This window comes from Parafannyhessea umbonata (assembly GCF_900111255.1).
Taxonomy (GTDB): Bacteria; Actinomycetota; Coriobacteriia; order Coriobacteriales; family Atopobiaceae; genus Olsenella_J; species Olsenella_J umbonata_A.
The window spans coordinates 124,845-136,684 of the sequence record NZ_FOGP01000001.1 but is presented as its reverse complement, the minus strand read 5'-3'; the positions used below and the strand labels follow the sequence as shown (position 1 = coordinate 136,684).

The following is an 11,840-nucleotide window of genomic DNA, read 5'->3' as shown; positions in this document are numbered from 1 at the left end:
GGTGGAAATCAAAAATGCTCGAGTCCCTTGTGCTCATAGTCTTTGCGGCATTGCTCGTAGCAGGCATAGTTTTGAACACGCCGCTGCTCGCAACGCTCATCGTGGGATTCTTCCTCTTCAGCGGATACGGCCTCTACCGCGGTCACAAGCCGGCCAAGCTCCTCAAGCTCGCGCTTTCGGGCGTCAAGACCATCGGCGGTGTGCTGGTGTTCTTCATCATCATCGGTGCCCTCACCGCATCGTGGCGCGTCGCGGGGACGATTCCAGCCATCACCTGCTGGTCCGCGCAGCTCGTCAGCCCCAAGACGCTGGTAATCATCTCGTTCCTGCTCTGCTCGTTCATGTCCATGGTCACCGGAAGCTCCTATGCCTCGTCCGCGACCATCGGCGTCATCTGCATGACCATCGCGACGGCCATGAAGGCCAACCCCGCCATGGTGGGCGGTGCCATCATCGCCGGGGCCTTCGTGGGAGACCGCTGCTCCCCGCTCTCGTCGGCAGCCGCACTCGTCGCAACGCTCACGCGCACGCAGCTCTTCGACAACGTCAAGCGCATGGTTCGCACGGGCATCGTACCGTTCGTCACCGCGTGCATCATCTACATCGCGCTGGGCCCCGTCGCGGCCGGCTCGGGGATGATCCCTTCGTTCCAGGAGAGCTTCGCGAGCTCGTTTGACCTCTCACCCATCGTCATCGTTCCGATTGTGCTGATTCTTGTGCTCTCCATCGCTCGCGTGGACGTCAAGAAGACCATGCTGGTCAGCCTGGCTTCTGCCCTCCTGATCTGCATCTTCGTCCAGCATGTTCCCCTGGAGCGCATTCCCGGCTACCTCGTGATGGGCTACGCGTCCGACAACGCCGCCATCGCTCGCATGGTCAACGGCGGAGGAATCATCTCGATGGCCGACATCATCGCCATCGTCGGGGTCGCCTCGACCTACTCGGGGCTGTTCTCCGGAACGGGCCTGCTGCTCGGCCTGCACGACTACGTCAACAAGATCGCACGCCACTCGACGCCGTTCATCAGCGTTCTTCTTACCAGCATTGCGACCTGCACCATCGCCTGCGACCAGGTGGTCGCCCTCATGCTCACCGCGCAGCTCTGCGACGAGTGCGAGCACGGTGGGAGCGCCCTTGCGCTCGACCTCGAGAACAGCGCCGCGATCATCCCCTCCGTCGTGCCCTGGTCGACGTCGTGCATCGGCATCATCGCCTTCGTGGGCATGCCCATCGAGAGCGTCCTGTTTGCCTACCTCAGCGTGCTCATCCCCCTGTGGACGCTGGTCATTTCCATCTACCAGCACCGTCATCCCAGCTTTGCGGACGGCCGGTCCGCCAGGATCTTGGGACTCGACGAGCGAGACGACGCCCGCCGCTTCACGCCGGCAGACAAGACGCCCCCCGAGCGACTGGTGGCATAGCGCCAGGGCGCCACATGACAAGACCCCTGACTGCGGCCCGAAGCACCCCCTTGCGCTTCGGGCCGCTCCCTTTTTAAAGACGCTCCGGGCGCGACGCGACCAAGAAGGCGCCCCAGCGAAGGCCCCCTCCAAAGAGAGCTCGCCCCTCACCCGCGACCAGGCGCGCCGAAGCGCGGAACCCAGGCGTCGCAGAATGAGGGGCGAGCGAGAAGTGCGTGTACCTCTCTTTTGCGCTAGGGCAAAGCGCTAGGCCAGGCGCGCCCTGACCTCAGAGACAAGGTCGGCCATCGGGACGCTCACCTGCTCGTGCGACTCCATGTCGCGCAGGGTCGCCGTTCCGGCCGCGATCTCGTCGGAGCCCAGCACCACGCACAGGCGGGCGTTGTGCTTGTCTGCCTGCTTGAACTGGCTCTTGAGCGAGCGTCCCTGGTAGTCGGCCTCGGTTCGGATGCCAGCTCCGCGCAGCGCGAGCGTCGCCGTGAATGCCGCGTCGCGCTCGTTGGCAGAGGTGCAGGCGACATAGACGCAGTCGGGCTCGGAGCCCTCGATGTCGACGCCCAGCGACTGCAGGGCGAGGGCCATGCGCTCGAAGCCCACCGCGAATCCGATGCCCGGCGTGGGCTTGCCGCCCTCGAGCTCCATCAGGCCGTCGTAGCGGCCGCCGCCACCGATGGCGCCGACGCCGGCACCGATGCAATCGACCTCGAAGACGGTGCGGGTGTAGTAGTCAAGGCCGCGAACGAGCGTGGGATCCTCGATGTAGCTCACGCCAGCCTCGTCCAGGTACTGCTTGACCTTCTTGTAGTGAGCATCGCACTCCTCGCACAGGTTGTCCTTGGCAAGCGGCGCATCTGCCATGACCTCGCGACAGTGGTCGTTCTTGCAGTCGAAGCTGCGCAGCGGGTTGATCTCGGCGCGCTCCAGGCAGTCCTCGCACATCTGGTCCTTGTGGTCCAGAATGAAGCTGCGGACGGCCTCGCGATACGCGGGGCGGCATGCGGCGTCGCCCATCGAGTTGATGCGGAGGGACAGCTTGTCGGCCGGGAAGCCCATACGCTTGTAGAACTCCATCAGCATGATGATGCACTCGGCGTCCGCCGCAGGGTCGGGTGCGCCCAGCCACTCGACGCCGACCTGGTGGAACTGGCGCAGGCGACCCTTCTGGGGACGCTCGCCGCGGAACATGGCCTCTCCGTACCACAGCTTGACGGGAGCGCCGCCCTGCGGGACGAAGTTGTTCTCGACGGCCGCGCGCACGACACCCGCGGTCCCCTCAGGACGCATGGCCATGCGCTGCCTCGCCTTGAGGCCGCTTTCGCTGCCCGACTCGAGGAGGCGATCCATCAGCGCACCGGAGAACACGCGGAACATCTCCTTGCGGACGACGTCGGTCGACTCGCCGATGCCGTGGACGAAGGTGTCCACCTGCTCGATCGCCGGCGTCTCGATCATGTCGAAGCCGTACGCGCCGAACAGCTCGCGCGCGATGTCCTGCATATGCTGCCAGGCGCGCATGTAGCCGCCGAACAGGTCCTCGGTACCCTGGATCTTCTGTGCCATCAGAGGCCTCCTTCTCGCGCCTTCAGCGCGCATCGCGACCGCGGCCACAAACGACGCACGGCGCGCGCCGCCTTCCACGGTCCATCGGGGCAGAAGTATACGCCCACCTTCCCCGCCCTAAGTGCCGGGCGAGAAGGACGTTGGCGCTTAGTTCGATATCTCCATCCCCAGGAAGCGCTCCGCGTTGTGCCAGAGCATCTTGTCGAGGTCTTCCCGGGAGAAGCCGAGCGAGCGGAAGCGCGAGAGCTCCGAGCCCGGAGTCCACATGGGGAAGTCGGACCCGAACAGGATGCGGTCAGGGCCGTACGCCTCGCAGAGCTCGCGGGTGCGGCGCGGCCCCAGCCAATGCTGGGAGCTCGACATGTCCAGGAAGCAGTTCTCGTTCTCCAGGAACTCGAGGGCGTAGTCGAACACCGACCAACCGCCGAAGTGCGCCGCGTCAACCCTGAGCCTCGGGAAGGCATGGAGCACCGTTACCAGGCGATGCGGGTGCGAGTAGTCGTAGCGGTAGTCGCCGCAGTGGATGAGGACGGGAAGGTCCTTCTGCTCCGCTATCTCGTAGATGTGCATGAGCCTCGGGTCATCCATGTTGACGCACTGCGTGTCCGGGTGGAGCTTGATGCCCTTGAGTCCCATCGCACAGGCGCGCTCGACCTCGGCCAGCGGGTCTGGATAGTCCTGGTGGAGCGTCATGAAACCCGTGAGGGAGTCGTTCTCGCGACAGGTCGCGGCAATGAAGTCGTTGATGGACTCCACGTTCGAGGCCTTGGTCGCGACGGAGTGGATGACGCTGTGGGTAACGCCCGCATCGCGCTCCTCCTCGAGCATGCGCGCGACCGATCCATCCGGCAGCCCCATCTCAAGGCCATAGAATCGACCGATGCTGGAGACCGCTCGCTCGGCAATCTTATCGGGATAGACGTGCACGTGGACATCCACTATGGGCATGGAAGCTCCTTACGCTGGGCAACTCCAAACATGGTAGACGGCTTTTCCTCACTCGAACAGGGTGGACACACACTCGTAAGGCTTCTGGGCGCGAACGCGATGCTGCGGCGGGACGCGTGATACTTCATACTTGCGACTGACAGCCATGCCCTAGGAGCAAACGAACGGAAGCACATGAAGACGAACCGATACCTCATAGAGACAAGCGTAGCCTGCCTACTGTGGAGCGGGTCGATCATCGCCTGCAAGATCAGCTACGGGTCCATAGGACCGTTCACGCTGGGACTCATGCGCTTCTCGCTCGCAGCAGTCATCATGCTTGCCATGCTCGCCGTCACGCGTGACCATGACCGGCCCCGCGGCCGCGACATGGCCATCTGCGCCGCAACTGGGATCGTGGGCACGACGCTCTACTTCGCGGGCGAGAACTACGGGGCGCTGCTGCTCCCGGCATCCACCAGCTCGCTCATCATCGGAGCCTTCCCGGCCATTACGCTCGCGCTCGAGAGCGCATGGGACCGGACGCGTCCCGACGGCCTCAAGGCCGCAGGCATCGCGCTGGCCTTCGTGGGCGTCGCCGTGCTCGCCTACGGCGAGAGCTCGTCGGGCGGCAGCGACGTCGTGCTGGGAGGCCTTGCGCTTCTGGGCGGCGGACTCTGCTGGGCCGTGTACAACCTCATGATGAGACCGCTTCTGGGCAAGTACTCGACCACCTCCATCACGGCATGGCAGACGCTCTTCGGCGCCCTGGGCTTCGTGCCCCTCGTGCTCCTCACCGAGGGCCTGCCGACGGCCACACCCGCACCGGAGGCGCTGCTGTCGCTTGCTTACCTGGTCCTTGGCTGCACGGTGGCGGGATTCATCCTGTACAACCACAGCCTCAAGGGACTCCCCGCCTCGACCGCGGCGTCCTTCGCGAACCTCATCCCCGTGTTCGGACTCATCCTATCCGCGCTGATCCTGGGCGAGGCCATCACGGTCCCGCAGCATCTGGGAGGCTCCCTCGTCGTCGCGGGCATCTTCCTCTCGGCGCGCAGCTAGGAAGCCGTGGCGAGGACCAGCCTCCTTTGGCAATCCCTTCTCAAAAACAAGAGGCGAGCGATGCGCCCCCGCGCACCGCTCGCCCCAGCGTGCAAGTGAAACGCTGTCCCGTAACAGCCTTGTCCGTCTGACTTACTCGACGTCGATCTTGTGGACCCAGCCGAACTTGTCCTCGATCTTGCCGGACTGGATGCCCGTCAGGGTCTCGCGAAGCTTCTTCATGACGGGGCCGACGTGCTCCATGCCGTAGACGATCTTCTTGCCGTCGCAGTCAACCTCGCCGACGGGGCTGATGACGGCAGCGGTGCCGCACATGCCGCACTCGGTGAACTGGTCGATCTCGTCGAAGCGGACGGGACGCTGCGTGACCTTGAGGCCGAGGTACTTCTCGGCGACGTCGACGAGCGAGCGACGCGTGATGGAGGGCAGGATGGAGTCGGTGTGAGACTGCGGGACGACCAGGTTGCCGTCCTTGTCGACGAACAGGAAGTTGGCGCCGCCGGACTCCTCGACATAGGTGCGGGTCTCGGGGTCGAGGAACATGTTGTCGGCATAGCCCTGGGCGTGCGCCTCGACGGAAGGCAGCAGGGACATGGCGTAGTTCAGGCCGGCCTTGATGTTGCCAGTACCGTGAGGAGCCGCGCGGTCGTACTTGGAGACCTGCAGCTTGACGGGCTTGACACCGCCCTTGTAGTACGCGCCGACCGGCGTGACGAGGATGCGGAACTGGTACTCGTCAGCGGGCTTGACGCCGATGACGTTGCCGGTTGCGATCATGAGCGGGCGGATGTAGAGCGTGGCGCCGCTACCGAAGGGCGGGACCCACGCGACATTGGCCTTGACGACCTTCTCGACGGCCTCGACGAACTGCTCCTCGGGGAAGGGGGGCATGACGATGCGACGTGCGGAGTCGGCCATGCGCTTGGCGTTCTGGTCGGGACGGAAGCAGACGATGTCGCCGTCCTCGGTGGTATAGGCCTTGAGGCCCTCGAAGACCTCCTGGCAGTAGTGGAAAATGCCAGCGCACTCGGAAAGCCTAATGCTGTGGTCGGTGGTTAGAGTGCCCTCATCCCAGGCGCCATCCTTGTAATTGGATACGTAGCTGTAGTCGGTCGGCTGATAGGCGAAGGAAAGTGCACCCCAGTCGATATCCTTCTTCTCCATTTACTACTCCTTAGACGGTCTAACCAATACAAACGCACAGCGCTGACGCAGCGCACTGACTGCGTTGTACGCGAGTGTACTACTCACGGAAAAAAGCTCCACCACGCGAGACACGGTCGAAACATCAGCTACCCAAGCACGCCACACACGTCTCTCGACGAGCGCGAATCAGGCCTCGAGCGAGCTCCCCGGCCCTAGTTGAGGTCCGAGCTGACCTCGTAGGGAAGGCGCTCGACCAAAAAGCCGTGCTCCTTGAGGGCCGCCGCGACCTCGTCCAGAATCTCCTCCGAGGCGGCCGTCACATGGTGGAAGTGGTAGCCCGACGTGATGCGCGAGAGCGGAGTCGACTTGCTCGTCGCGATGTCGGCCAGGTAGCGGGCGACGTCGCGGCGGCTCGAAACGTTGAGCGGAACGCTGATCACACCGTAGGTGCGATGGTTGACCACGACGTCCTCGACGGTTCCGCCCAGGTCGACGATCAGGTCGAGCTCCTCCTGCACCTGGTCCTCGCGATGGCGGACCTTGAACGCGCGGCGCGGCACGTCGCGCCTGGACAGGACGTAGCCGCGATGCGTCGAGTCGATCTCGACGCCCTCGCGACGAATAAGGGCGATGTCCTGAACGATGACCTGCCTGCTCACGCCAAGCTCCTGGGCAAGGTCGCCACCAGACAGGGCACCGTCCGCGGCGCCAAGAAGGGCCACGATCTTCTCCCTACGCTCTTCCCCCGTCATGCAGCCCTCCCCTCCTCGCTAGCGTCCGCACGCCGCGGCGCCGGGCTCGTCGACCGTAAGGTGCTTGAGAGACAGATCCAGGATCGGGGCGGAGTGCGTGAGCGCGCCGGACGAGACGATGTCCACGCCAAGGTCGACCAGGGTGGCCGCCTTGGCCTCGTCGACGTTGCCCGAGACCTCGACCTCGGCCGCACCGTCGATGACGCCCATCGCCTCGCGCATCGTAGGCAGGTCCATGTTGTCGAGCATGATGATGTCGGCGCCAGCGGACACGGCCTCGCGCACCTGGTCGAGGGTCTCGACCTCGACCTCGACTTTTCGCACGAAGGACGCGTAGGAGCGAGCCGCCTCTATGGCAGGCGCGATGCCACCGGCCGCGTCGATGTGGTTGTCCTTCAGCATCACGCCGTCGGACAGGTTGTAGCGATGGTTGCTCGCGCCGCCCACGCGGACGGCCTCCTTCTCGAACACGCGCATGTTGGGCGTGGTCTTGCGCGTGTCAACCAGGCGGGTCTTGGTGCCCTCGAACAGGCGCGACACGCGACGCGCCATCGTCGCGATGCCACTCATGCGCTGCAGGTAGTTTAGTGCGACACGCTCGCCGGAAAGCAGCGCGCGCACGCGGGCGCGAACGACCCCCAGCTCTTGGCCGGAGGTGACGTCGTCGCCCTCGGCCACCGCGAACTCGCAGCTCGCCTCGGAGTCAAGCAGCTCGAAGGTGCGGGCAAACACGTCCAGGCCGCAGATGACGCCGTCCTGCTTGGCGATCAGGTGAACGTGGCCGCGAGCCTCCTCGCCAACGACCGCGGCGGTCGAGACGTCCTCACTCGTGATGTCCTCCTGGAGCGCCGAAAGAATCAGCGGCTCGGCCTGAAGCTTGAGCGTTACCGAATTCATGCGTGTCTCCCCCTGACGATGTCGCGGGCCGCCTCGCGCGAGAAGACAAGGCTCTCGAGCAGCGAGTTGCTGGCCAGTCGATTCTTGCCGTGCACGCCGTTGCAGCTGGTCTCGCCCGCGGCGTAGAGGTGGTCCATGGTGGTCTTGGAGTGCTGGTCGACGTGGATGCCGCCCATAAGGTAGTGCTGGGCGGGCACAACGGGAATGGGCTCCCTGGTGATGTCGTAGCCCTCCTGCAGGCAATGCTGCCAGATGTTGTGGAAGTGAGTGAGGATCTCCCCGCGCGAGACGTTTTCGAACGAGAGGCGCACGTAGTCGGAGCCCTCCTCTGCCATCTTCTTGTGGATGGCGTTTGAGACGACGTCACGCGGCAGAAGCTCGTCCACGAAGCGCTTGCCCTGGGCGTCGATCAGGATGGCGCCCTCCCCGCGACACGACTCCGAGATCAGGAACGCGCGACCGGGCTTCTTGGTGTAGAGCGACGTGGGATGAATCTGCACGTAGTCCATGTGCTCGAGCTCGACCCCGTGCCCCTCGGCGATGCGGCAGCCGTCACCGGTCAGGCAGGGGAAGTTTGTCGAGCGGTCGTACAGGCCTCCCACGCCTCCGCATGCCAGAATCGTGTCATGGCAAAGGAGAAGTTCGTGCTCTCCCCCTGGCAGCTCAACCTCTATGCCCTGGCAGGACCCGTCCTTCTCCACGAGGTCAACCATGGTCGTGTGCTCGCAGATGGTAACGTTTCTGAGCTCCTGCACACGCTCGAGCAGGGTCGTGGTGATCTCCTTGCCGGTGATGTCTGCGTTGTGCAGGATGCGCGGACGGCTGTGCGCACCCTCGCGCGTGTAGTCAAAGTCGTCGCCGGAGGCATTCAAGTCGAACTGAACGCCCAGACGAACGAGGTCGTTGATGATGCCGCGCGACTCCCAGATCATCTTGTCGACGCTCTCGACGCGGCACTCGTCATGACCGGCACGCATCGTGTCGTCGAACCAGTAGTCGTAGTCGTCATGGTCGCGCATGACGCAGATACCGCCCTGGGCCAGCATCGAGTCGCAGCTCTCGACGTCCTCCTTGCAGATCAGGGTGACCTTGAGTGCACGCGGCAGGTTGATTGCCGCATACAGCCCCGCCACGCCGCAGCCGACGATGACGACGTCGCTGGTCAGCTGGGATAGCTCGCGCTGCCCCTCGCGGCACTCCTCTTGCTTCCCCATCTACCTCGCCGCCAATTCGAGCATGCGCTCAAGAGGCGCGTTGGCGCGGTCGGGATCCTCGGGCAGCTCCATCTGGCCCGTGCCCCTCTCGAGACATTCCAGCAGCTTTTGGGCCGTGACCATCGCCATGTTGGGGCAAACGGGCCTCGTCGCGGGGAAGTGGATGGTCTTGCCCTGGCCCTGGGTCAGGCGCTCGATCTCGGCCGCCACCCCCACGACCGTCAGAACGATGAACTCCTTCTTGTCGCTCGCCGCGATGTGCTCGATGATCTGCTTGGTCGAGCCGATGTAGTCGGCCTCCCACAGCACGTCCTGCGGGCATTCGGGATGCGCCAGGACCTCGGCCTCGGGATGCTCGGCCTCGAGGGCCTCGACCTCTGCCGGCGCGATGCGGTTGTGCGTGGGGCAGTAGCCGCGGTTCAGGATGACGTTCTTCTGGGGCACCTGCTCGGCCACGTAGCGACCGAGGTTCATGTCGGGAATGAACAGGATGTTGTGCTGCGGAAGCTCGCTCACGACCTTGATGGCGTTGGAGGAAGTCACGCAGACGTCTGCCCAACGCTTGATCTCGGCCGTGGTGTTGACGTAGGCGACCACGGCGAGGTCGTCGTACCGCTCCCTTACGCGGTCAACGTCAGCCTTCTGCACCATGTGCGCCATAGGGCAGTCCGCCGCAGGCTCGGGCATGAGGACCGTGCGACCCGGGTTGAGCAGCTTCACGCTCTCCGCCATGAACGACACGCCGCAGAGCACGATGGTGCGGCTCTCCAGCGTCTTCGCAAGACGCGCAAGATAGAACGAGTCGCCGACGTAATCCGCAAGTGCCTGGGTCTCCGCGGGCACGTAGTAGTGGGCAAGCACGACGGCATCCTTTTCGCGCTTTAGTTCGGCGATGCGTCTGGCGATCTCGGCCATTTCCATAGGTGGGTCTCTCCCCTTCCTCGGGCGCGACGGCGCCGCGCCTACGATTCCTGGGAGACAGTATGCGCTCTGTCTTAACATCTGACAAGACAGTTCTGCGTTTGGCTTCCTTGGGGTTTCAAACTACATTGTCCGACTCCGGATGCGCATGCTTCGCTGTACATTTGTGTGACCCGACAGATTGGAAGAGACCATGCGCATGTTCCGCAACGACTACTCAGAGGGCGCCGCCCCACAGATCCTCAAGGCCCTGATTGACACCAACGAGGAGCAGTGCGTGGGCTACACCGAGGGCGACCCCCACTGCGAGCACGCTCGCGAGCTCATTCGCGAGGCCTGCCAGCAGCCCGATGCGATGGTCGAGTTCTGTCTGGGAGGCACGAGCGCAAACGTGATCGGGGTGACCGGCATGCTGCGCGACTGGGAGGGCGTCATCTGCACCAAGGACGGCCACATCAACGTCCACGAGACCGGTGCCATCGCGGCGACGGGCCGCACCGTGCTCCCCACCCAGGACACTGACGGCTTCCTTTCTCCCGAGGAGGCCGAGAAGGTCTTCCGGTTCCAGACTTCAACCGGGCGCCACATGACGCTCCCCAAGGTCGTGTACATCACCGACACGACCGAAATCGGCGGCGTCTGGACGCGTGACAGGTTCGACGCCATCGTCGACTGGGCCCACGGCCACGGCCTCAAGGTGTTCCTGGACGGCGCCCGCCTTGCGTCCGCGCTCACGAGTCCCGCAAACGACCTCACGCTTCCCTACATCGCCTCGCGCGTCGAGGCATTCTACCTGGGGGGAACCAAGAACGGCATGCTCTTTGGCGAGGCCATGGTGATCATGGACGACGAGCTGCGCGAGTCCTTCCCCTTCCTCCAGAAGGAGCGTGGCGGCCTGATGGCCAAGGGACGCCTTCTGGGCGTTCAGTTCGAGGCGGCCTTCACGCCCGATGCCCAGACCGGCGAGGCGCCGTACTGGACGCTGGCGAGAGGCGCCAACGACTGCGCCCTCGCACTGCGAGACGGACTCGTCGCCCTGGGGTTCGAGCCCTACGGGCGCTCCGACTCCAACCAGCAGTTCTTCACCGTCACACCCGAGCAGCAGGAGGCGTTCGAGAGTGCGTCCGGCTGCGAGACCTTCTACGCGCTCGACGACGGGCGCAAGGTCATCCGCTTCGTGTGCAGCTGGGCGACGGGACGAGCCGACGTGGACGAGCTGCTGGCACTCGCGAAGACACTTTCCTAGGGACGAGGCTCGCCCCGTCCCGCAAGCACGCCGTCAAGAAGTGCCGACGCGTCGGGCTCCATCACATCCAGCTCGAACGGGGATGGCGCCGCCACGGCAAGAACGCGGTCGCCCAAGTCGCGCTGCTCCAGATGCCACCCCTCAAGCACCTCGGGAGAGGCGCTTGGGTCGGTCGCGAATCCCGTGCCCGCCGCCTTGAGGATGGCCTCCCGCCGCGTCCAGGCGCGCGCCCACGCACGCAGCCCCTCGCGCGTCGACGCGCCTCCGATCAGCCGTAGCTCCTCGGCGTCGAAGTACCTGCGAGCCACCAGCCCCTCGATGCCGTCGCGATAGCGTGAGGGAACCTCCTCCAGGTCGACGCCCACGGGCTCGTCCGAGACAGCCATAGCCGCCCACCCGCAGTCATTGGTCAGGTTGAACTCGGGGCCGCCCTCCAGATAGGGCTTGCCATGCGCGCCCCTGCGAAGCCGGTCCTCGTCACGCACGCCCAGAAGGGCGCGAAGCAACAAGCCAGATGCGAGGGCCTCGAGCCTGCTGTGACGCGTGCCAAAAAGGGAGCGCGTCGCGTGGCGCGAGGGGATGACGTCACGGCACTCGTCGGCCCTTCCCTCCAGAAGGCGGCCGTCGAGCATGTAGACCACGACCTTCTCCACCACGCCCCCTCACCAAGCGAAATCGTCCAAGGCCATTGTAT

Annotated in this window: 11 protein-coding genes; 3 read left to right on the top strand and 8 right to left on the bottom strand. The window is 64.7% G+C overall.

Features of this window, described 5'->3' with window-relative positions; genetic code table 11:
• Positions 1-14: 14 nt before the first annotated feature.
• Positions 15-1,421, top strand: a complete 1,407-nt coding sequence (locus BMY31_RS00675; protein WP_078686365.1) for a Na+/H+ antiporter NhaC family protein — start codon at positions 15-17, stop codon at positions 1,419-1,421.
• A gap of 246 nt (positions 1,422-1,667) precedes the next feature.
• On the opposite strand, the gene hisS is transcribed toward BMY31_RS00675, so the two are convergent.
• Positions 1,668-2,981 (bottom strand): histidine--tRNA ligase, encoded by a 1,314-nt coding sequence (gene hisS / locus BMY31_RS00670; protein WP_078686364.1) that lies wholly within the window; start codon positions 2,979-2,981, stop codon positions 1,668-1,670.
• 147 nt (positions 2,982-3,128) lie between these two features.
• Complete coding sequence (locus BMY31_RS00665; protein ID WP_078686363.1) at positions 3,129-3,929, bottom strand: amidohydrolase family protein; 801 nt, start codon at positions 3,927-3,929, stop codon at positions 3,129-3,131.
• Between the two features lie 174 nt (positions 3,930-4,103).
• Between BMY31_RS00665 and BMY31_RS00660 the strand changes: the two genes are divergently transcribed.
• The gene (locus BMY31_RS00660) at positions 4,104-4,970 is read left to right on the top strand and encodes a DMT family transporter (protein WP_091007381.1); all 867 of its coding nucleotides are present in this window, start codon (positions 4,104-4,106) and stop codon (positions 4,968-4,970) included.
• A gap of 132 nt (positions 4,971-5,102) precedes the next feature.
• Here BMY31_RS00660 and BMY31_RS00655 read toward each other — a convergent pair whose 3' ends face one another.
• From BMY31_RS00655 to nadA, 5 genes are all read right to left on the bottom strand, one after another.
• Positions 5,103-6,134 (bottom strand): branched-chain amino acid aminotransferase, encoded by a 1,032-nt coding sequence (locus BMY31_RS00655; protein WP_091007378.1) that lies wholly within the window; start codon positions 6,132-6,134, stop codon positions 5,103-5,105.
• 194 nt (positions 6,135-6,328) lie between these two features.
• Positions 6,329-6,868, bottom strand: a complete 540-nt coding sequence (locus BMY31_RS00650; RefSeq protein WP_078686360.1) for a transcription repressor NadR — start codon at positions 6,866-6,868, stop codon at positions 6,329-6,331.
• 18 nt (positions 6,869-6,886) lie between these two features.
• The gene (gene nadC / locus BMY31_RS00645) at positions 6,887-7,765 is read right to left on the bottom strand and encodes a carboxylating nicotinate-nucleotide diphosphorylase (protein ID WP_078686359.1); all 879 of its coding nucleotides are present in this window, start codon (positions 7,763-7,765) and stop codon (positions 6,887-6,889) included.
• Entirely contained in the window at positions 7,762-8,979 is a 1,218-nt protein-coding gene (locus BMY31_RS00640) for an L-aspartate oxidase (RefSeq protein WP_091007375.1), read from the bottom strand. Before BMY31_RS00640 ends, nadC begins: the two co-directional genes overlap by 4 nt.
• Positions 8,980-9,900: a quinolinate synthase NadA gene (gene nadA, locus BMY31_RS00635; protein ID WP_180363864.1), complete on the bottom strand. Its 921-nt coding sequence runs from the start codon at positions 9,898-9,900 to the stop codon at positions 8,980-8,982. It abuts the gene before it with no gap.
• 193 nt (positions 9,901-10,093) lie between these two features.
• Here nadA and BMY31_RS00630 point away from each other — a divergent pair, with 193 nt between their 5' ends.
• Positions 10,094-11,146 (top strand): threonine aldolase family protein, encoded by a 1,053-nt coding sequence (locus tag BMY31_RS00630; protein WP_091007372.1) that lies wholly within the window; start codon positions 10,094-10,096, stop codon positions 11,144-11,146.
• On the opposite strand, the gene BMY31_RS00625 is transcribed toward BMY31_RS00630, so the two are convergent.
• Positions 11,143-11,799: a 4'-phosphopantetheinyl transferase family protein gene (locus BMY31_RS00625; protein WP_091007369.1), complete on the bottom strand. Its 657-nt coding sequence runs from the start codon at positions 11,797-11,799 to the stop codon at positions 11,143-11,145. The genes BMY31_RS00630 and BMY31_RS00625 overlap by 4 nt on opposite strands.
• Between the last annotated feature and the right edge of the window lie 41 nt (positions 11,800-11,840).